This window comes from Herbiconiux sp. A18JL235, from assembly GCF_040939305.1.
GTDB lineage: Bacteria > Actinomycetota > Actinomycetes > Actinomycetales > Microbacteriaceae > Herbiconiux.
The window spans coordinates 3,386,397-3,406,411 of sequence record NZ_CP162511.1; the positions used below are offsets into that span (position 1 = coordinate 3,386,397).

Sequence of the window (20,015 nt, forward strand, 5' to 3'; positions counted from 1 at the left end):
CGCGCCGGTGCCCTCGCGATGTCAGAAGGTGTAGGGGTATGTCGTGGTGATCGTGCCGCCCGCTAAGAAGAGGGATGCGGTGAAGACGTAGAGCACGCCGGGCGTGAACTGAGTGAGGACCACCCTGGCATTCCCTGACGAGTCGGGCACGAAAGTGGGCGACCCGATCGTGATGCCGCCACTGGGAGTCCAGGTGACTCGGCCGATCAGCAACCCCGAGTCAGGCGGGACGTCGTCGACCTTGACCGAGAGCTCGTACTGATCCCGAAAACTCAGGGGCGCGATCCCGGTGATCGTGAGTGACGGCACCGCGCCGCTGGCCGCTGCCGCGGGCGCTGCGATGGCCACGGCGACCGCGGGGATGGCCCATGCTCCGGCCTGAAGAACGGTCCGCCTCGACATCTCACTCATTCGACAAGTGTCGCAACGCGAGCATCCGCGGGCCATCCACCGATCGGTGGAACGACGTCGCGCGCGGACCCGCTCAGAGAGCGCCGGCGGATGCTCCGCGCTGGAGGGCGCGCGGCATCCGGGCACGCCAACGCTTCGGAACCAGGGCCACAGCGTCAGGCGGCACCAGCTGACGCACCCGCGGCCGGAACCAGAAGTAGTAGCCGAGGATGACCCAGACCAGATTCAGGAAGGTGCCTCCCCCCAGCAGGGTCGCATCGATGGGCGTCAGCACTGCGTCGTTGATGACGTGCTGCGCCACGGCGATCCCGAAGCCGAGAAGCCCGAGCCAGCTGAACGCCCGGCCCGCCCGATGCGCGCCCAGCCAGATGAGTGCTGCCGCTCCGCCTGTCCAGATGACGTGGGCGATCTCGACGAACATGCGCTCCACCAGCAGCCGCCCGGTCGCTGCCGTGACCTCGGCGTCGATCTGCGCTGAGGTCTGGCCCGATGTCGAAGCTGCGCTGACGGGGTCTGCGAGGTAGAGGGCGGCCTCCGCCATTCCGAAGACACCACTCGCGATCACCACCATCCACACCCCCACCCGCGGGTTCTTGAACAGGGCGGGACCGGTCGCGAGCAAGACGACCGGCAGCAGCAGCTTCAGCGGCTCTTCGACGAGACCGTCGAAGGCGAAGCCGGCGACCGTATGATTGCCGCCGCGCTCGACCAGGAGCTCGATGACGAAGGCCGCGGCGAATGCGATGACTCCCCACAGCACGCCGAGCACGACGGCCCGACCGGCGTGGAGGATGCCGATGCGCAGTCTCCTCCGCACCGCCAACACGAGTGCGCCGATCGGGCCACCGGCTGCAAGAGCACCGCCGAGCGCCGTCAGTGGCCAGGCATGAAGGGTGACCCCCACGATCGCGGCGGCGAAACCGGCTACGACGCCGACGATGAATGCATAGAGCGAGGCGTGGGTGAAGACGCGCACGAAGGCGTGCCGCTCGTGCAGCTCCGGCGACGACGGGTCGGCCACGACGCGGCTGGTCCAGGCGAGACCATCCCAGCCCCGTCGGAATCCGGCGAAACCCGTGGGATGGTCGCCGAGCGTTGACGGAGAGGAGGGCGATGTCGTCGTCACCTGCCGAATGCTAGTGGCGGTGCTCTGCCGAAGCATGACCACGGGGACGGAAAGCGGGGTTCTCCGTGAACCGGCTCGCCCGGTTGAGGGTCGACCGCGAGGTCAAGTCGACCAGAATGGGGCCGGCCACGGGACTCGAACCCGACCCCCGCTTCGGACGTGTTGTGTACCGGCTCATACCGAAACGTCCTTTAATCAGGAGTATTCCCTTGCGCGACTTGCCCTGCCAGTACCTCGAAATACCGGCAGCTCCCGCTGAAAACCGAGAGTAAAGCGTGAGTGGCTACCCAACGCGACCAAGAAGGCGCCGCTCCCCTACGGCCCCCCTCACCGTGCCAGCGAGTGGACAATCGCAGTGTGACCCAGCGCTCGCTTGGATGCCTCGACCGCTTCCAGCTCGTCGAAGAACACACCGACGACGTCGGAAAACGTCTCTGAATCCGTCACGACCACCCACACGTCCATCCGTCCATCGAACAGGGCATAGGCCGGGACGGCGGGGGGCTTGACGGCATCACGATCGAACAGCGTCGAAGACGACAACCGGCGAACGATTTCAGGTCCAGTTGGTCGTCACGACGGAGGAAGGAAGCGCCGGATTGGTCGAGGTAGCGGTAAGCGCATAGGTCGCCGGGAGCGTGTTGGTGGTCCCTATAGTCGGGTTAAGCCGGCCTGGGGCGGAAATCCCACCAGCGACGATTGTGCCGGTCCAGAGCAACGACAGGGTGGATGCGCTGCTGCCGCTCAAGTACGACCACTCGGCAGATAAGTCGTAGCCGACTATGAACACGCCACTGGACGATGCGAACATTCCACTGAGGCTGACCACGATCGAGCCGTCGTAGTCTTCGGTGTCGGTGTTTTGAATCCGAAGGTCTACTGAAGCAAACCGAGAGCCCGATGTAGAAACCGGGTTCGGCGACCACACGAAGCCGAATCGCGTCGGGAGGCTAGCAGCGCACGCTGGCGCTGCCACCGTCAGCGCGACCACTGGCGCTGACCAAGCAGCAGCCCTGATGACATTTCTTCTAGACACATCCCCCATACGGCCCCCTCGATCCCTCCCCACTCTGTCAGGTGGGATGGCGGCCGCGAATCCGTCTACTGGGGGATGCGACCGACCGAACCCGACGGGCCTAGCCTCGTTCACATGCTCTACCTCGCGCGCGACATCGAAGACGACCACTACTGGGTGGTTGAAGAGTTCGAGGGAACTCTCGTCGACGTAGGCTGGAGAATCGAGCACGAGCACGGGGGTTATAGGATCTCGCACGCCGACGACGCAGCCACGTCCGCGCGGGTAGCGAGCTACGGCCTGTTCCCGACACCCGACGCAGCGGTCGAGCTTCTCCAGCTGCTGTTGTCTGCCGAAGAGTGCGAGGGAGACCGCTCCCAGGGTCGAGAGTCAGCCCACCGGTACTACTGCGGCGTCGAGGGTCACCGTCACCCCATCAACAACACCCACTGCCCGAAAAAACGTAATCCTTTCAGAGGAGAAGTAGGACAAGGTCAGGTACGTGATGCCCGTGTCGAGCTCATTCCAAGTACCCGTATCAGCGTTGTAGTACGAGAGTGCGTACGGGGCGGCGACGCGCGTTCCAGAAGCGTTCCGGAAGACCGTGGTGGTCTGGTAGACGGAAAACGCACCCTGCCCTGGCGCTGAGGTTGCGGTCAGCGTCCCCGTTGGCTGCGGACCCCCTGACGCGGCTGCCGCGGGTGCTGCCACCGCCACCGCGACTACCGGCACGGTCCATGCCCCCACCTGAAGAACAGATCGTCTCGAAAGTTCCCCCACGTTCGCACCCCTTCATCCGCAAGACACGTCCCCGGCCGTCGAGGAGGACGACCGGGGACGCCGGAGCTGTGTGGAAGCCTGGTGTGGCCAGCCCCATTCTGCGGAACCACTGTGCCAGCCATTTCGCTGGTGCACCAGTCCACCGAAAGGGGGATGCTCATGCGATCGACTCACCCATAGGCTGCCTGCCATGTCTTGGGATGATGCCCAGTTGAGCCGCCGAACCCTCATCGGGACGGTGTGGGCCGCCCCGGTGGTGCTTGCCGCGGTCGCCGCACCACTCGCCGCCGCCAGCACCAATCAGCGGTTCACCGCCACACCGGCGGGCCCCTACGACGTCACAGGTCCCCCAGGCACGCTGTACTACTTAGATCTCGTCAACGACGGCACGACCACCCTTGCCCCCAGAGCCATTACCGCGATCGCATCGGTCGACCCCGACAGGTTCACCTGGTACGGTCCGGGAGGGCTGGACTGGGACGAAATCCCAAGCACGGACCCCACAACGGTGACGCTCACAAATCGATTCGGCCTAGCGCCGGGCACCTTCTTCAGCTTCTACTTCTTAGCTGCCAGTACGGACCGTTCGGCGTCCCCCACTCCCGACCTACAGCTCACGTTCCTTGCCCCCGGATACGAGCCGCTGATGTTCACGTTGGCTATCCCGTACTAGCGTTCGCGGGAATGGCGGGAGCCTGTCACCGAGGAGCACTACACCGAGAAGCTCCACGAGGGGCCTGATGCGAGCGAGCTCCTGCAGCGGTTCCTCGCGAAAACCGTGAGTTAAACGTGAGTAGGCCCGGAATCCAGCCGAGCGCCGCACGGCACTTCCGCTAGATTCCGGGCCTAAATGGGGCCGGCCACGGGACTCGAACCCGTAACCCCCGCTTTACAAGAGCGGTGCGCTACCAATTGCGCCAGGCCGGCTGGGGTGGAACACCTCATCATAGTCACGCCCCGGCGCACGGCCGGGGCATGACTGAGTGACGGGAGCGGGTCAGCCCGCGGGGGTGGGCGTCGGGGTGGCAGTCGAGGTGTCGTAGGCCTCGCCGGCGACCTGCACCACGAAGGCCGAGAACGCGTCGGGGTCGGTGAGCGAGCCGGTGTACTTCTGGCCGTTCACCAGAACGGTGGGAGTACCGCTCACGTTGGGCTCGTCGCTGCCGGGCAGCGGGCCCTCGAGGGCACGCGAGGTGGAGTCGGAGACCCAGCCCTTGAACTCGGTGTCGTCGATGCAGCCGTTCACCGCGTCGAGGTCGGTGACACCGGCCTGGCTCGCGAGGTCTTTGATCGCCTGGTTGTCGAGCCCCTCGCTGTTCTCCTCCGGCTGGTTCTCGAACATCAGGCCGTTGAAGGCCCAGAACTGGTCGGGAGAGTAGTTCGCCACGCAGGCGGCGGCGTTCGCGGCGCGGGTGGAGTACTTCGTGCCGAGCGAGGCCCGGTCGAGGATCGACAGGGGGTGCACCTCGACGGTGGCCGCACCCGAGTTGATCCACTCGGTGAGCTGCGCGTTGTTCGTGGTCTCGAACTGGCCGCAGTAGGGGCACATGTAGTCGACGTAGGTGCGGATGTCGACGACTCCCGAGGTGGGGTCGGTGACTGTCGGCACCGGGTCTTCACCGGCGGCGAGGGCCGGGGTGGTCTCGGCCACGAGCCCGGTGCCCACCACGAGACCGTCGCTGGCCATGTTGAGGGGGCCGGGGCCCGCCGGCTTCAGCGTCGAGGTGATGACAAGGGTGACACCCACCACGATCGCCACCAGGACGACGCCGAGGGAGGAGATGAGGATGACGCGGTTGCGCACCTCTTTCTTGCGCTGCTGCTCGCGGAGCTGCTTCGCCTTCTCCCTGGCGGCCTCCCGTCGCTGATTCTTGCTGAGACGCGAGTCGTCGGATCCGCCTGTGGTCATGCGTGGTAGCTCCGTGTGAGATGTCGTTTCACAGCGCGGGATGCGCGGTGGGAGATCGGCCGCCGGCTCTGGGCGACCACTCAAGGATAGTAGGAAGCCCGTCTGGGAGTCAGCCGCGCGCATCCTGAACCTGCCCGCGTGGCATAATCGACGAGGGTCTCCAATGACGCAGGCCCGGTTTCATCCATTCACAACGGATCGTCCGGCACGTACCTGCCGGTGAAGGAGTACCAGAACCATGGCATCTGTCACGTTCGACAAGGCGTCCCGCATCTACCCGGGCGCCACCCGCGCCTCGGTCGACAAGCTCGACCTCCAGGTCGCCGACGGGGAGTTCCTCGTCTTGGTCGGCCCCTCGGGCTGTGGGAAGTCCACCTCGCTGCGCATGCTCGCCGGCCTCGAAGAGGTCAACGAGGGCCGCATCCTCATCGGCGACCGCGACGTCACCGACATCCCCCCGAAAGACCGCGACATCGCGATGGTCTTCCAGAACTACGCGCTCTACCCGCACATGACCGTCGCCGAGAACATGGGCTTCGCGCTCAAGATCGCCGGTGTCGGCAAAGACGAGCGCGCCAGCCGCGTGCTCGAGGCCGCGAAGCTGCTCGACCTCGAGCCCTACCTCAGCCGCAAGCCGAAGGCCCTCTCGGGTGGTCAGCGTCAGCGTGTCGCCATGGGTCGCGCCATCGTGCGTCAGCCCCAGGTGTTCCTCATGGACGAGCCGCTGTCGAACCTCGACGCCAAGCTCCGCGTGCAGACCCGTACCCAGATCGCCTCGCTCCAGCGGCGCCTCGGCGTCACCACGGTCTACGTCACCCACGACCAGACCGAGGCGCTCACCATGGGCGACCGCATCGCCGTGCTGAAAGACGGCCTGCTGCAGCAGGTCGGCTCCCCGCGCGATCTGTACGAGAAGCCGAACAACGTGTTCGTCGCCGGCTTCATCGGCAGCCCCGCCATGAACCTGTTCCACGCCGACCTCGCCGACTCCGGCGTGAAGTTCGGCACCTCGATCGTGCCCGTCGACCGCGAGACCCTCGCCTCGACCAGCGCGACCAGCGCGACCATCGGCGTGCGCCCCGAAGACATCATCGTCTCCACCGCCGCCGGCGAGGGCCTCGAGGTGACGGTCGACCTGATCGAGGAGCTCGGCGCCGACGGCTACCTCTACGGCCACTCCGACATCGAGGGCAAGCGCACCGACATCGTCGCGCGCGTCGACGGCCGCTCGCACCCCTTCGTGGGCGACAAGGTGTACCTCACCGCCGCTCCGAACCACGTGCACCTGTTCGACCTGGAGTCGGGCGACCGCCTCGGCAACAAGGCAGTCGTCAGCTGATTCGGTGACGACCTCCCTCACGATCACCTCTGCCACGGCGGATCCGGCCCTGCTGGATCTGCCGTGGCAGTTGCCGTTGGACGAGTGGCCCGACGAGTACATCGCAGCCCTCCCCAAGGGCATCTCCCGGCACCTCGTGCGCTTCGCGCACCTCTCCGGTCACGTCATCGCCGTGAAGGAGACCACCGACGAGATGGCCAAGCGCGAGTACGAGATGCTGCGCACCCTGCAGCGTCTCGACGTGCCCTGCGTCGACCCGCTCGCAGTCATCACGAACCGCAGCGACGACGAGGGCGACAGCCTGCGTTCGGTGCTCGTCACCCGCCACCTCAAGTTCTCGCTGCCCTACCGCGCCCTGTTCTCGCAGATGCTGCGCCCCGACACCGCGACCCGCCTCGTCGACGCCCTCGCCGTGCTGCTCGTGCGCCTTCACGTCATCGGCTTCTTCTGGGGCGACGTGTCGCTCTCGAACACCCTGTTCCGCCGCGACGCCGGCGCCTTCGCCGCCTACCTGGTCGACGCCGAGACCGGCCAGCTGTACGAGGGCGGCCTCTCGAACGGCCAGCGCGAGAACGACCTCGAGATCGCCCGCGTGAACATCGCCGGCGAGCTGATGGACCTCGAGGCCGGCGGCCGCGTCGACGAAGAACTCGACCCCATCACGGTGTCGAACGGCATCGTCGCCGCCTACCGCTCGCTCTGGAAGGAGCTCACCGGCGCCGAGTCGTTCAACTCCTCGGAGCGCTGGCGCATCAACGAGCGCGTCGACCGGCTCAACGACCTCGGGTTCGACATCGAGGAACTGGCGATCCGCACCACCGAAGACGGCACGACGGTGCGCATCCAGCCCAAGGTGGTGGATGCGGGCCACCACCAGCGCCGCCTGCTCCGGCTCACCGGGCTCGACGCCCAGGAGAACCAGGCGAGGCGGCTGCTCAACGACCTCGACTCCTACACGGCCAAGTACGGCCGCAAGGGCTACGACGAGGAGATGGTCGCGCACGAGTGGCTCGCCAAAGTGTTCGAGCCGGTGATCAGAGCGATCCCGCGCGAGCTCCGCGGCAAGCTGGAGCCGGCCGAGATCTTCCACCAGCTGCTCGAGCACCGCTGGTTCATGAGTCAAGACCAGAGCCGCGACGTTCCGCTCGCCGAAGCGCTCTCGTCGTACATCGACACGGTGCTGAGGCACCGCCGCGACGAGGCCACCATGATCGCCCCGCCGACGGGCGCCATCACGATGGCGATCCCGATCGTGGAGGAGGCGGAGGTCGCCGCTGCCCCCGACGACGCCGAGGGCTCCGACGAGGACTGGCGGCTGAAGGTCTAGCCGACCCGGCTAGTCGAAGGACCTCTGACGTGCGATCTCGTACAGCGTCACCGAGGCCGCGATTCCTGCATTGAGCGACTCGGTGCTCGACGCGATCGGGATCGACACGACGGCGTCGCAGGTCTCGGTGACCAGGCGCGACAGCCCCTTGCCCTCGCTGCCGACGACCACCACGATCGGCCGGTCGGCGAGCTCGAGCCCGGGAAGCGACACGTCTCCGTCGCCCGCGAGCCCCACCACGAACACCCCGGCGGCCTTGAACGCCTTGAGGGTCTGCGTGAGGTTCGACGCCATCGCCACGGGCGTGTGCGCCGCAGCTCCGGCCGAGGTCTTCCAGGCCGAGGCCGTGACCCCCACCGAACGCCGCTGCGGCACGATCACGCCGTGGCCGCCGAACGCTGCGGTGGAACGGATGATCGCCCCGAGGTTACGCGGATCGGTGATGCCGTCGAGCGCCACGAACAGCGGCGTCTGCTTCGTGCGCAGCACCTCGTCGAGCAGGGTCTCCGGGTGGGCGTACTCGTAGGGCGGCACTTTGAGCGCGAGCCCCTGGTGCACGGCGTCGTGACCCGACAACCGGTCGAGCTCGGGCCGCATCACCTCGAGGATGGGGATGCCGCGCTTGGTCGCGATCGACATCGACTCCTTGACCCGCTCGTCGACCTCGACCCGGAAGGCGACGTAGAGCGCCGTGGCGGGGATGCGGGCGCGGAGGGCCTCGACCACCGAGTTGCGCCCCGTCACCATCTCGCTGTCGTCGGCCTTCTTCACGCGACGGGCGGGAGCCGGCGCACGGCCCGCATCCTGACCCCGCTCGTTCGACTTCGCGCCGGGGCGACCCCGCCCGCCCGCGGCGACGAAGCGCTCGCGCGCCGCCTTCGCCTTGCCGGCGGGGTGGTACGGCCGGTCTTCGGCCTTCGGCGTGGGCTTCTTGCCCTCGAGCGCCTGGCGGCCCTGGCCGCCCGAACCGACGGTGCGGCCCTTGCTCGACTTGCGTACGGCGCCGGCCCGCGAGGGGCGGCCCGATCCTGATTTAGCCATCGAGACTCCAGTGCGCGCCCGAGGGCGTGTCTTCGATCGAGATACCCGCCTGCCCGAGCTCATCCCGGATGCGGTCTGCTGTGGTGAAATCGCGGCTCGCCCGCGCCGCCTGCCGGTCGTCGACGAGGCGCTCCACGAGGGCGGCGAGCGCTCGTGCCTCGGCGTCGTCGTGGCGGCCGCCGGCCGCCCACTCGGGCGAGAGCGGGTTGAAGCCGAGCACGTCGGTCATGGCGAGCACCTGGCCGTAGAGCGCCGCCGTCTCGGCGAGGTCTTCGTCGTCGAGCGCAGCGTTGCCGCGCCGCACCGTCTCATGGATGACCGCAACCGCCTGCGGGACGGCGAGGTCGTCGTCCATCGCATCCCGGAACTCGTCGGGAACGACGAGCACCTCGGTGCCGGCGAAGCGCGTGTCGGCGAGGCGCCGCTGGGCGCGCTCGAGGAAGCCCTCGATGCGCGACACGGCGGCCTCGGCCTCGGCCAGTGCCCCGTCGTGGTACTCCAGGGTGGAGCGGTAGTGCGCGGCGCCGAGGTAGTAGCGCAGAACGACCGGGCGGGCCGCGGCGATGAGCTCGGAGGCGAAGATGGAGTTGCCGAGCGACTTCGACATCTTCTGCCCGGTCACCGACACGAGCCCGTTGTGCAGCCAGTAGTTCGCGAACCCGTCGCCCGCCGCGCGCGACTGGGCGAGCTCGTTCTCGTGGTGCGGGAAGCGCAGGTCGAGCCCGCCGCCGTGGATGTCGAACTGCGTGCCGAGGTACTTCGTCGACATGGCCGAGCACTCGATGTGCCAGCCCGGCCGGCCGGGCCCCCACGGGCTCACCCAGGCCGCGGTCTCGGGCTCGCCGGTCTTGTGGCCCTTCCACAGCGCGAAGTCGCGCACGTCGCGCTTGCCGCGCGAGTCGGAGTCGGTGGCCGGCTCCATGTCGTCGAGCTTCTGGTGCGTGAGCTCGCCGTAGTCGGCCCAGCTCGCGGTGTCGAAGTAGACGTCGCCCGTGCCGTCGTCGGTGGCGTAGGCGTGGCCCGACTCGATGAGGCGGGTGATGATGGCCTGCATCTCGGGGATCGACGCCGTCGCCCGCGGCTCATAGGTGGGCGGGAGCACGCCGATGGCGTTGTACGCGGCGGTGAACTCGAGCTCGACGCGGTAGGCGAGCGCCCACCATTCCTCCTCGGTGCCGTCGGCGTTCAGGAGGATCTTGTCGTCGATGTCGGTGACGTTGCGCACGAAGGTGACGGTGTAGCCGCTGTAGGCGAGCCAGCGCCGCAGCAGGTCGTAGGCAAGCGCCGACCGGAGGTGCCCGATGTGCGGGGAGGACTGCACGGTGGGCCCGCAGACGTAGATGCCCACCCGCCCGGGAACGAGGGGCGTGAAGTCGCGCAGAGCGCGCTCCTTCGAGTCATGCAGTCGGATGGTCACTGCGACAGTTTACGGGCTGTGCTCCGCCGATGACGGGCCTCCCGCGACGAGCGCCGTGACGAGCACTGTGGCGATCGCCGTGAGTCCCTCGCCGCGGCCGGCGTAGCCGAGCCCGTCGGTGGTGGTGGCCGAGACGCTCACGGGGGCCGCGAGCACACCACTCAGCACCGCCTCCGCCTCGGCCTTGCGGGGCGCGAAGCGCGGCCGGTTGCCGATCAGCTGCACCGAGACGTTGCCGACCGACCAGCCCGCAGCGGCGAGCACCTCGAGCGTGCGGCGCAGGAACACCTCGCCGTGTGCGCCCGCCAGCTCGGGGTCGGCGGTGCCGAAGCGCGAGCCGAGGTCGCCGAGCCCGGCGGCGCCGAGCAGCGCGTCGCAGATGGCGTGACTCACCACGTCGCCGTCGCTGTGCCCGGCGAGCCCGGCCTCGCCCGGCCAGTGCAGGCCGGCGAGCCACAGCTCGGCGTCGGCGTCGAAGGCGTGGGCGTCGACTCCGACACCGGTGCGGATGCTCGTCACAGAAGTCCTCCGGAGCAGGTCGTCGGCCCGGTCGAGGTCGTCGGGCGTGGTGATCTTGAACGACCGCGCGTCTCCCGGCACGACGGCGACCGGATGCCCGGCCTCCCTCACGAGGGCGGCGTCGTCGGTCATGTCGGCGGCCGCCAGCCGGTAGGCCTCGACGAGCTGGGCCCGGGGGAAGCCCTGCGGGGTCTGCACCGCGGTGAGCCGCGACCGGTCGACGGTCGCGCCGACCCGTCCGCCCTCCACCTGCTTCACCGTGTCGGTGACGGGGAGGCCCGGAATCGCTCCGTGACCCGTGGCGCGCACCTCGGCGATCACCCGTTCGAACACCGACGCCGGGGTGAAGGCGCGCGCGGCGTCGTGCACGAGAACGATGTCGACGTCGTCTCCGAGCGCCGCCAGCCCGGCCGCGACCGAACGCTGCCGGGTGTCGCTGCCGGCGACGACCGAACCCCCGAGGCCGGAGGCCGAGACGAGAGCGGTCGCCTCGTCGACGAGCGGTGCGGGAACGACCACCACCAGGTCGATCGGTTCGCTCGCGGAGGCGAGGGCGGCGACCGCGTCGAGCGACCGCTCGAGAACGGTGCGACCCGCGATCGGCACGAAAGCCTTCGGCTCTGCTCGGCCGAGCCGGGTGCCCGAGCCCGCGGCCACGACGATGACGGCGACCGTCGGTCGCTGCGGGGACACGAGAGGTGGCTGCGGCTAGGAGGCCAGAACCTCGTCGAGCACCAGCGAGGCCTTCTCCTCGTCGGTCTTCTCGGCGAGCGCCAGCTCGGAGATGAGGATCTGCCGGGCCTTGGCCAGCATCCGCTTCTCACCCGCCGAGAGGCCGCGGTCTTGATCGCGGCGCCAGAGGTCGCGCACGACCTCGCTCACCTTGATGACGTCGCCCGAGGCGAGCTTCTCGAGGTTCGCCTTGTAGCGGCGCGACCAGTTCGTCGGCTCCTCGGTGAACGGCGCGCGCAGCACCTCGAACACCTTGTCGAGACCCTCACGGCCGATGACATCGCGCACGCCGACCAGGTCGACGTTCTCGGCGGGGACCTCGATGGTGAGGTCGCCCTGCGTGACACGGAGCTTGAGGTAGATCTTCTCCTCGCCCTTGATCACGCGGGTCTTGACCTCGGAGATCGTCGCGGCTCCGTGGTGCGGGTAAACGACGGTCTCGCCAACCTCAAAAAGCATGAATGGATGTCCTTCCGTGACCTCAAGGATACCACAGGGGCTTTCTGGTAAGGGTGCCCTTACCCACTCCCCCGGCACCGCTCGTTGTAGGCTGAGCGTCAAAGCGTCTACGACTCTGGAGGGTCCTGTGAGAGCTCGGTTCGCCGCATCCGTTCTGGTGGTTGCACTCGTCGGTTTCGGTACTGCAGGATGCGCGTTCATCACCCCGCAGGCCACCACCAAGATCATCGAGGCCTCCGACGGCGTGAACGGCGACCTCGGCGCGGTGGCGGTGCGCAATGCCACTCTCATCAGCGAAGACGGCGAGCTGGCGAGCCTCCTGGTCTCGTTCGTGAACACCAGCGACTCCACCCAGCAGGTGCTCGTGCAGTACGAAGACGGCGCGACCGGCGAGCGGGTGAACCAGAAGGTCTCGGCCGCCGGCAACGGCGCCATCACGAGCTTCGGCGCCGAGGGCGGCGAGCAGATCCTGCTCGAGAACGTCTCGGCCCCCGGCAGCCTCTTCCCCGTCTACTTCCAGTACGGCGACGAAGAGGGCAAGCAGATCATGGTGCCCGTGCTGAACACCTCGCTGCCCGAGTACAGCGGCCTGGCCCCCACCCCGTCGCCGACCCCCACCGTCATCATCACCCCGACGGCCGTGCCGGTTCCCACTCCCGCGGCGACGCCGGAGCCCGAACCCACCACCACGCCCGCCGAGTAGCAGGCGGGGCGGGGAACGCCTGCCTCAGCCCTCGAAGCGGTAGCCCAGCCCGCGCACCGTCACCAGGAGTGTCGGCTCCGACGGCGTCTTCTCGATCTTCGACCGGATGCGCTTGATGTGCACGTCGAGGGTCTTGGTGTCGCCGAAGTAGTCGGAGCCCCAGACCCGGTCGATCAGCTGTCCGCGGGTGAGCACGCGCCCCGCGTTCCGCAGCAGCAGCTCGAGCAGCTCGAACTCCTTCAGCGGCATGCTCACCTCGGTGCCGTCGACGGCGACCGTGTGCCGCTCGACGTCCATCGACACGGGCCCCGCCTTCAGCATGGGCTCCGCCGCGTCGAGCACCTCGAGCTGGCGGCGCATCACAGCGCGGATGCGCGCGAGCAGTTCCCGCGTGGAGTACGGCTTCGTGACGTAGTCGTCGGCGCCGAGCTCGAGCCCCACGACGATGTCGATCTCGGAGTCCTTCGCGGTGAGCATGATGATCGGCACCGAGGAGCGGGTACGGATCTCCCGGCACACCTCGGTACCCGGGATGCCCGGGATCATGAGGTCGAGCAGGATGATGTCGACTCCCCCGCGATCGAACTCGCTGATGGCGCTCGGCCCGTCGGGGGCGACGGTGACGCCGTAGCCCTCCCGCCGCAGCAGGTAGCTGAGCGGCTCGCTGAGGGCCGCCTCGTCTTCGACGAGCAGGATGTGGGTCATCGTTTCTCTCCTTGCGGTGCCGCAGTGGTCTGTCCGGCCTCAGGCAGCCGGATGGTGAAGGTCGAGCCCTGGCCGATCTGCGACCAGGCCCTGATGTCGCCGCCGTGGTTCTGCACGATGTGCTTCACGATGCTGAGGCCGAGGCCGGTGCCCCCGGTGTTGCGCGAGCGCGCCTGGTCGACGCGGAAGAACCGTTCGAACACCCGGGGCAGGTCTTCTTCGGGGATGCCGATGCCCTGGTCGGTCACCACGATCTCCGCGACACCGTCGTCGTGGTGCACCCCGATGCCGATACGCGAGTTGTCGGGCGAGTACTGCACGGCGTTCGCCACCAGGTTGTTCACGGCCAGGGTGAGCAACGCCTCGTCGCCCACCACGTGCACGTGTTTGGCGCCGCCCACCGCGAGGGTCATGCCCCGCGCATCCGCCACCACGTGGTTCTGGTCGACGGCGGAGGAGACGATCGCGTCGAGGTCGATGCGCGTGGCCCCGGCGAGCACATCAGTGGCCTGGAGCCGGGAGAGCTCGATGATCTCGCGGGTGATCTGTGACAGCCGCGCAGCCTCGGTGCCCATGCGCCTGGCGAAACGGCGCACCTGCTCGGGGTCGTCGGAGGCGGGTTCCAGCGCCTCGGCGAGCAGCGCGATGGCGCCGATGGGGGTCTTCAGCTCGTGGCTGATGTTGGCGATGAAGTCGCGCCGCGTCTCCTCGAGCCGGTACGACTCGGTGCGGTCGTCGGCGAGCACGAGCGTGTAGCGGCTGCCGAGCCGCGCCGCCCGCACGTCGAGGTGCACGTTCGCGTCGCCGAACGGGCCCCGCGCGATCACCACCTCGCGCACGATCGGCGCTCCGTCGCGCTGCACCTCGGCGACCATGTCCTTGATCTCCTGGCGCACCAGCATCCCGTTCGCCACCAGGCCGAAGCCGTAGGCCGCCGACGAGGCCTTCACGACGTTGTTCGAGGGGTCGATCACGAGACCCGCCGACTCGATGGCGTCGATCACCTGATCGACCCCGTCGGGCACGGCGGTCGACGCCACCGTGACGGCGTTGTTTCCCCGCCGTTCAGCCACGTGCAGGAGGATGACGAATCCTGCCCCGATGACAAGGCCGAGTGCCAGAGACAACAGCACCAACCAGCCTGTTTCCATGGCAACTACACTAGTGAACCGCAATCGGTGGAAACCGGCGCGAGCCCCGGCAACGCCGTCGCTTCGCCGAGTGTTCAACTCCGGGGCACCTCGCGTTAACCGAGTGCCTGAGAGGATTGACCTGTCGCCCGCCGTGAGCGGCAGTGACTTCGTGCGTGCGCGACCGATCGCCGACGCGCACGCCGTACCCCGAGAAAGGACCCACACGCATGCGTGAGGTATTCCAGCAAGAACTGCGCGAGGTTCAGGAGCGTCTCGTCGAGATCTCCGAGCTCGTGACCGTCGCCATCACCAATGCGACCACAGCCTTCAACGAGTCGAACGTGACCCTCGCCGAGACGGTCATCGCCGAAGACCCGAAGATCGACGCCCTCGCCGCCAGCCTCGACGAGCTCGCCATCAGCATCCTCGCCCTGCAGCAGCCCGTCGCCCGCGACCTCCGCATCGTCGTGACCGCGCTGCGCGTGAGCGCCTCGCTCGAGCGCATGGGCGACATCGCCGAGCACATCGCCCAGCTGGCCCGCTACCGCTACCCCGACAAGGTGGTGAAGAAGAGCCTCCGCCAGACCTTCGCCGAGATGGGCCGGCTCGACGTCGAGATCGCGAAGAAGCTCACCGTCGTGCTGCAGACCGAAGACCTCGCCATCGCCGAGGAGATGCGCAACGACGACGACAAGATCGACGAGCTGCACGTGAGCGTCTTCGACGCGGTGCTCGCCGCCACCTGGAAGGGCGAGGCCGTCGACACCGTCGACGTCACGCTGGCCAGCCGCTACCACGAGCGCTTCGCCGACCACGCCGTCTCCATCGCCAAGAAGGTGCAGTACCTCGCCACCGGCGAGTGGGTCGGCTCGACCAACGCCTGAGCCGCATCCTGCGGCACGAGAAAGGCCCCGGCCCCTCCTGTTCGGAGGGCCGGGGCCTTTCGTATCGGTGCTACTTCTTGTTGCCCTGGGCCGCGACGGCGGCGGCGCCGGCGGCGGCGGCCTCGGGGTCGAGGTACTCGGCCGGGGCGATCGGTACGAACGACTCGTCGAGCTTGTAGACCAGCGGGATGCCGGTGGGGATGTTGAGCTCGGCGATGTCGTCGTCGGAGATGCCGTCGAGGTGCTTCACCAGCGCGCGCAGCGAGTTGCCGTGGGCGGTCACGAGCACGGTCTTGCCGAGGGCGAGGTCGCCCGTGATGTCGCTCTCCCAGTAGGGCAGCATCCGCTCGATGACGTCTTTCAGGCACTCGGTGCGGGGCACCGCGTCGCCCAGGTCTGCGTAGCGCGGGTCGCCGACCTGCGAGTAGGGGTCGTCGTCGGCGATGGGGGGCGGCGGCACGTCGAACGAGCGGCGCCAGGTCTGGAACTGCTCGGGGCCGTACTCGGCGAGGGTCTGCGCCTTGTCCTTGCCCTGGAGGGCGCCGTAGTGGCGCTCGTTGAGGCGCCACGAGCGCTTCACGTCGATCCACGAGCGATCGGCCTCGGCGAGGGCGAGTTCGGCGGTGCGGATGGCGCGAGTGAGGCGCGAGGTGTACAGCACGTCGGGCAGCACGCCCGAGTCGGCGAGCAGTTCACCGGCACGCTTGGCCTCCGCGACTCCCTGCTCCGAGAGCTGCACGTCGACCCATCCGGTGAACAGGTTCTTCTGGTTCCAGTCGCTGTTGCCGTGGCGCAGCAGAACGAGGGTGTAGGGCTCAGTAGGCATGCCTTCATCCTATGGGCCGCAGCCCGCCGTGATTGGATGAGGGCATGCCCATCGGCGCCATCACCCGGGGAACCACGAACACCAACCGCCTGCGTCGTGTCGACCGCTGGATCGGCACCCTTCCGGTGCTGCGCAGCACCCCCGACCCGCTCGTCGTCGACCTCGGCTACGGGGCCAGCGGGGTCACCGCGTTCGAGCTGCAGGCGCGCCTGGCGAAGGTGCGGCCCGACGTGCACGTCACCGGGCTCGAGATCTCACCCGAGCGGGTGGCGACCGCGACCGCGCAGCTGAAGGAGGTGCGCGACGGGCGCAGCAGCTTCGCCGCCGACGCGTCGGTCGACTTCGCCGTCGGGGGCTTCGAGGTGCCGCTGCCGGGCGGCCGTCGGGCCGCCGTCATCCGGGCCTTCAACGTGCTGCGCCAATACGACGAGTCGGAGGTGGCGGGCGCCTGGGAGCTCATGACCTCGAGGCTGCAACCGGGCGGGATGCTCGTGGAGGGCACCTGCAACGAGGTCGGCCGGGTGGGCAGCTGGGTGGGGGTGACCGCCGAAGGCCCCGTGTCGTTCACCGTCTCGCTGCGGTTGACCGGTCTCGAGCATCCGTCGATCGTGGCGGAGCGGTTGCCGAAGGCGCTCATCCACCGCAACGTGCCGGGCGAGCGCATCCACCGGCTGCTGGTCGACCTCGACCGCTTCTGGCAGCACAACGCCGGCCTCAGCACCTACGGGCCGGTGCAGCGCTGGGTCGCCACCGTCGACGCGCTGGCCGCGGCCGGCTGGGGTGTCACGACCCCGAGAAGGCGGCTGCGCCTCGGCGAGCTCACCGTGCCGTGGCACGAGGTGCGACCCGCCTGAGCCGGCCTTATTTGGTCTCGAGCTCGATCTCCTGGCCGTCGACCAGGATGCTCACGGGCTCGGTGGTGGTGATGTTCGCCGGGGTCCAGAACACGGAGGTGTGGGGCACCAGGTCCATCGTGCAGATGGTGTCGTCGGGGATGGGAACCGTCACGATCTCGACGGAGTTGCCCTCGCCCCGGGGCTCCAGCACCTTGATGTCGGAGCCGATGATGGGGCAGCCCGAGCTGCCGGGGATGGAGACGGCGATCTGCGAGCCCTCCTGCAGCCAGAAGGCCTGGATGCCGTCGACACCGTCTTCGGGGTGCTCGGTGCTGCCGTGCTCGAGCTCCGGAAGGCCGGAGAAGTTCTCGGTGGGGCCGGTGACGGTGCATCCGGCCAGCGCGAATGCGAAGGCGGCGACGACGGTGACGGGGAGGAGCTTTCGCATCTGCATGTCTCTAATTTACCGAATCTCGGAGCGTCACGGTGTGCGCCGGGGCGGTGGTCGTGTCTCGGTTCAGCTCCGGCGCGTGCGCGCACCGAGCCGGGGCAGGCGCGGAACCCTGCCGACGGCCGCGCCCGCCTCGGGCGACACGATCGTCTCCGCGGTCGCGGCGACGTCGCCGCCCGCCGTGCGCACGACGAGCGCATCGCCCTCGGGCAGCTGGCGCTTCACCACGGCGAGCGCGATGGGCCCCCACTCGTGGTGCAGCCCCGCCGAGGTGACGGCACCCACGGCGTCGCCGCCGCCCGCGGTGCCCGCGGCGCTCGCCGGCACGATCTCGTCGCCGGGGGCCGGAAGCACGGCGTCGGAACCGTCGAGGTGCAGGAAGACCAGGCGGCGAGGCGGGTGGCCGAGGTTGTGCACCTTCGCCACCGTCTCCTGGCCGCGGTAGCAGCCCTTGCTCAGGTGCACGGCCGACCTCATCCAGTCGAGCTCGTGCGGGATGGTGCGCTCGTCGGCCTCGGTCGCGAGCCTCGGCCGCCAGGCCGCGATGCGCAGCGCCTCGAGCGCAGCGACGCCGGCGGCGGAGAGCTCGCCCCGCCCCACGACCTCGGCGAGCGCGCCGAGCGACTCGCGCGGCACCAGCGACTCGCGCCACCACCAGTCGGAGCCGGGGTGCTCGTCGACCGGGGCGTACTGCACGCCGCCGGCCACCACTTCGGGCCACGGGTCGCTCCAGGTGAGGGGCAGACCGGCGCTTCCCGCGACGAACGGCGCCAGGGCCGCGGGAGGCTCGTGGTCGTCGAGGGACGAGCCGAACCAGCCCACCGTGGCGAACTCCGCGCTGCGGTCGGAGATCTCGACGCGGAGCATGAAGCGCATCTTCTGCAGCCACTGCTCGAGCTCTGCTGCCTGCTCGCCGTCGACCAGCAGCCACGCGGTCTCGCCATCGTCGAGCACGCGGATGGCATGCTCGATCCGCCCGTTCGCCGACAGCAGCAGGGTCTCGGCCGAGGCGCCTGCGGCGAGCGATCGGATGCTCTGGCTGGTCACCGAGTCGAGCCAGCTGAGGCGGTCGGGGCCCGAGACGGAGATGACCCCGCGGTGCGAGAGGTCGACGACAGCGGCTGCTGCCGACCCGGGAACCGGGCGTCCGCCGCGGGCCGCGTCGAGCATCCGCTGCTCTGCGACCGGGTTGCCGTAGTGCGCGGCGACCGCGGCGTCGGCAGCGGCGCCGGCGACGGCTCCGGGGAGGTCGAGCAGGGGTGAACGAGCTGCCGGCACGGCGCTCAGTCGACCTTCGCGAGCCGGGCCGAGGCGTGGGTGCGGAGGTCTTGGCCGAGGGCCGCGATGTCCCACGCCCAGAGCAGGTGGTTCTCGACCAGGCCGTAGATGCGGGTCGCTGCCGCGTACTCCTTGGCCGACTGGCTGCGCACCACGGCGTCGGTGGCGAGGTCGATGCGCGGCCCCTTCACCTGGCCGAGGTAGAGCTCGCTCACGCCTGTGGGGTGCACGATCGACACCTCGATGTCGAAGCCTTCGGCGGAGTTGCGCAGGGTCTCGACCGCCTGGGCGGTGTTGAAGGGGCGCGGGCCCACTCCGGGGAGCATGCCGGGGCCCTGATCGCCCTCGATGTGCAGGCGCTTGAGGCGCCAGAAGCCGGTCTCGGCGGTGAGTGGGGTCGCGACCCGGGGCTCCGAGGTGTCGGGGGCGTCGGCGTCGACGCTCTCGTCGTCGGCGGGGAGCACGTCGCTGCGCGGCGCCTCGGGGACGGCATCACCCGTGAGCCAGGTGTAGGAGCTGTAGTTGAGGTACGGCAGGCCGTCGTGGCTGAAGCTGATGCGCTGACCGAACTCGGCCGACACCCGCTCGTCGCCGACGGCGTAGTCGATGACCCCGGTGCCCTCCCACACGCCGATCAGCCACGACAGCGGGACGAGCTCGGCGGGAAGGTCGGTGGGGATCTCGATCACGAGCTCAGCGCTGGCCGCGGTAGAGCTTGTAGACGACCACCCCGGCCGTCCAGGCGATGGCGAGGCTCGCCAGCCCGAGCAGGCCGATGAACAGGAGTTCTAGCGCGACATAGGACATGTCTAGAGCTTAGCGCCCGCCGCGAAGGCGAGGGGACCGAGCACGACCGTCGACAGGGCGAGGATGACGAACACACCACCGAGGGTCGCCGAGAAGCGGTTGACGAGCCCCGTGCGCACGGGCTCGATGAGTTGCGCGGCGAACGACACCAGGAGCGCGAGCCCCAGGACGACGGGCAGGTAGACGAGGTAATCGGCGGGTGCGACGAAGAGCCCGACGGAGACGACGGCGAGAATGGTGAGCACCCACACCGGGACTACGCTTCTCATGAGCAGACTCATACCCGCCATTCTGCCCGATAGTATTGACGCGCAGGC

The 20,015-nt window shown here is 68.8% G+C and carries 22 protein-coding genes and 1 tRNA gene; 7 read left to right on the forward strand and 16 right to left on the reverse strand.

The genetic code is table 11. From position 1 onward, the window contains the following. Nucleotides 1-21: 21 nt before the first annotated feature. The 3 genes from ABFY20_RS15850 to ABFY20_RS15860 all read right to left on the reverse strand — a co-directional run bounded on the left by ABFY20_RS15850 (nt 22) and on the right by ABFY20_RS15860 (nt 2,080). Entirely contained in the window at nt 22-402 is a 381-nt protein-coding gene (locus ABFY20_RS15850; protein WP_368497202.1) for a hypothetical protein, read from the reverse strand. Nucleotides 403-484: 82 nt separating this feature from the next. Then, complete coding sequence (locus ABFY20_RS15855) at nt 485-1,537, reverse strand: PrsW family glutamic-type intramembrane protease (protein ID WP_368497203.1); 1,053 nt, start codon at nt 1,535-1,537, stop codon at nt 485-487. Nucleotides 1,538-1,864: 327 nt separating this feature from the next. Beyond that, a complete protein-coding gene (locus ABFY20_RS15860; protein WP_368497204.1) occupies nt 1,865-2,080 on the reverse strand; it encodes a hypothetical protein in 216 nt (71 codons plus the stop codon). Nucleotides 2,081-2,687: 607 nt separating this feature from the next. Here ABFY20_RS15860 and ABFY20_RS15865 point away from each other — a divergent pair. Beyond that, entirely contained in the window at nt 2,688-3,200 is a 513-nt protein-coding gene (locus ABFY20_RS15865; protein ID WP_368497205.1) for a hypothetical protein, read from the forward strand. Nucleotides 3,201-3,522: 322 nt separating this feature from the next. Beyond that, nucleotides 3,523-4,005, forward strand: coding sequence for a hypothetical protein (locus ABFY20_RS15870; RefSeq protein WP_368497206.1), 483 nt, complete (start codon nt 3,523-3,525; stop codon nt 4,003-4,005). Between the two features lie 178 nt (nt 4,006-4,183). Here the strand turns inward: ABFY20_RS15870 and ABFY20_RS15875 are convergent. Then, nucleotides 4,184-4,259, reverse strand: a tRNA-Thr gene (locus ABFY20_RS15875). 70 nt (nt 4,260-4,329) lie between these two features. Next, nucleotides 4,330-5,241 carry a DsbA family protein gene (locus ABFY20_RS15880; RefSeq protein WP_368497207.1) on the reverse strand — a complete coding sequence of 304 codons (912 nt, stop codon included), beginning with the start codon at nt 5,239-5,241 and terminating at the stop codon, nt 4,330-4,332. A gap of 238 nt (nt 5,242-5,479) precedes the next feature. Here ABFY20_RS15880 and ABFY20_RS15885 point away from each other — a divergent pair, with 238 nt between their 5' ends. Continuing rightward, a complete protein-coding gene (locus ABFY20_RS15885) occupies nt 5,480-6,580 on the forward strand; it encodes an ABC transporter ATP-binding protein (RefSeq protein WP_368497208.1) in 1,101 nt (366 codons plus the stop codon). Nucleotides 6,581-6,584: 4 nt separating this feature from the next. Beyond that, complete coding sequence (locus ABFY20_RS15890; protein ID WP_368497209.1) at nt 6,585-7,907, forward strand: DUF4032 domain-containing protein; 1,323 nt, start codon at nt 6,585-6,587, stop codon at nt 7,905-7,907. Between the two features lie 9 nt (nt 7,908-7,916). On the opposite strand, the gene rlmB is transcribed toward ABFY20_RS15890, so the two are convergent. Genes rlmB through ABFY20_RS15910 form a run of 4 tightly spaced genes read right to left on the reverse strand, consistent with a single transcriptional unit; the run spans nt 7,917 to nt 12,075 of the window. Beyond that, nucleotides 7,917-8,948, reverse strand: coding sequence for a 23S rRNA (guanosine(2251)-2'-O)-methyltransferase RlmB (gene rlmB / locus ABFY20_RS15895; protein WP_368497210.1), 1,032 nt, complete (start codon nt 8,946-8,948; stop codon nt 7,917-7,919). Then, nucleotides 8,941-10,365, reverse strand: coding sequence for a cysteine--tRNA ligase (cysS, locus tag ABFY20_RS15900; protein ID WP_368497211.1), 1,425 nt, complete (start codon nt 10,363-10,365; stop codon nt 8,941-8,943). The genes rlmB and cysS overlap by 8 nt, the downstream gene beginning before the upstream one ends. Before the next feature lie 9 nt (nt 10,366-10,374). Further along, on the reverse strand, nt 10,375-11,577 hold the full coding sequence (ispD, locus tag ABFY20_RS15905) for a 2-C-methyl-D-erythritol 4-phosphate cytidylyltransferase (RefSeq protein WP_368497212.1): 1,203 nt from the start codon (nt 11,575-11,577) through the stop codon (nt 10,375-10,377). A gap of 15 nt (nt 11,578-11,592) precedes the next feature. Continuing rightward, nucleotides 11,593-12,075: a CarD family transcriptional regulator gene (locus ABFY20_RS15910; protein WP_171703727.1), complete on the reverse strand. Its 483-nt coding sequence runs from the start codon at nt 12,073-12,075 to the stop codon at nt 11,593-11,595. A 127-nt stretch (nt 12,076-12,202) separates the two neighbouring features. Here ABFY20_RS15910 and ABFY20_RS15915 point away from each other — a divergent pair, with 127 nt between their 5' ends. Further along, nucleotides 12,203-12,778, forward strand: a complete 576-nt coding sequence (locus ABFY20_RS15915) for a hypothetical protein (RefSeq protein WP_368497213.1) — start codon at nt 12,203-12,205, stop codon at nt 12,776-12,778. Nucleotides 12,779-12,802: 24 nt separating this feature from the next. On the opposite strand, the gene ABFY20_RS15920 is transcribed toward ABFY20_RS15915, so the two are convergent. Then, nucleotides 12,803-13,483 carry a winged helix-turn-helix domain-containing protein gene (locus tag ABFY20_RS15920; protein WP_368497214.1) on the reverse strand — a complete coding sequence of 227 codons (681 nt, stop codon included), beginning with the start codon at nt 13,481-13,483 and terminating at the stop codon, nt 12,803-12,805. Further along, nucleotides 13,480-14,634: a sensor histidine kinase gene (locus ABFY20_RS15925; protein WP_368497215.1), complete on the reverse strand. Its 1,155-nt coding sequence runs from the start codon at nt 14,632-14,634 to the stop codon at nt 13,480-13,482. Before ABFY20_RS15925 ends, ABFY20_RS15920 begins: the two co-directional genes overlap by 4 nt. A 209-nt stretch (nt 14,635-14,843) precedes the next feature. On the opposite strand from ABFY20_RS15925, the gene phoU reads away from it, so the two are divergent. Further along, on the forward strand, nt 14,844-15,500 hold the full coding sequence (gene phoU, locus ABFY20_RS15930; RefSeq protein WP_171703723.1) for a phosphate signaling complex protein PhoU: 657 nt from the start codon (nt 14,844-14,846) through the stop codon (nt 15,498-15,500). 70 nt (nt 15,501-15,570) lie between these two features. Here the strand turns inward: phoU and ABFY20_RS15935 are convergent, their stop codons facing one another. Beyond that, nucleotides 15,571-16,326: a phosphoglyceromutase gene (locus tag ABFY20_RS15935; RefSeq protein WP_171703722.1), complete on the reverse strand. Its 756-nt coding sequence runs from the start codon at nt 16,324-16,326 to the stop codon at nt 15,571-15,573. Nucleotides 16,327-16,370: 44 nt separating this feature from the next. Between ABFY20_RS15935 and ABFY20_RS15940 the strand changes: the two genes are divergently transcribed. Next, nucleotides 16,371-17,180, forward strand: coding sequence for a class I SAM-dependent methyltransferase (locus ABFY20_RS15940; RefSeq protein WP_368497216.1), 810 nt, complete (start codon nt 16,371-16,373; stop codon nt 17,178-17,180). 7 nt (nt 17,181-17,187) lie between these two features. On the opposite strand, the gene ABFY20_RS15945 is transcribed toward ABFY20_RS15940, so the two are convergent. The 4 genes from ABFY20_RS15945 to ABFY20_RS15960 all read right to left on the reverse strand — a co-directional run bounded on the left by ABFY20_RS15945 (nt 17,188) and on the right by ABFY20_RS15960 (nt 19,967). Further along, nucleotides 17,188-17,610: a hypothetical protein gene (locus tag ABFY20_RS15945; protein ID WP_368497217.1), complete on the reverse strand. Its 423-nt coding sequence runs from the start codon at nt 17,608-17,610 to the stop codon at nt 17,188-17,190. Between the two features lie 69 nt (nt 17,611-17,679). Further along, entirely contained in the window at nt 17,680-18,891 is a 1,212-nt protein-coding gene (locus tag ABFY20_RS15950; protein ID WP_368497218.1) for a folate-binding protein YgfZ, read from the reverse strand. A 5-nt stretch (nt 18,892-18,896) separates the two neighbouring features. Next, nucleotides 18,897-19,580, reverse strand: a complete 684-nt coding sequence (locus ABFY20_RS15955; RefSeq protein ID WP_368497219.1) for an FABP family protein — start codon at nt 19,578-19,580, stop codon at nt 18,897-18,899. Between the two features lie 120 nt (nt 19,581-19,700). Next, nucleotides 19,701-19,967, reverse strand: a complete 267-nt coding sequence (locus ABFY20_RS15960; RefSeq protein WP_171703717.1) for a hypothetical protein — start codon at nt 19,965-19,967, stop codon at nt 19,701-19,703. Nucleotides 19,968-20,015: the final 48 nt, after the last annotated feature.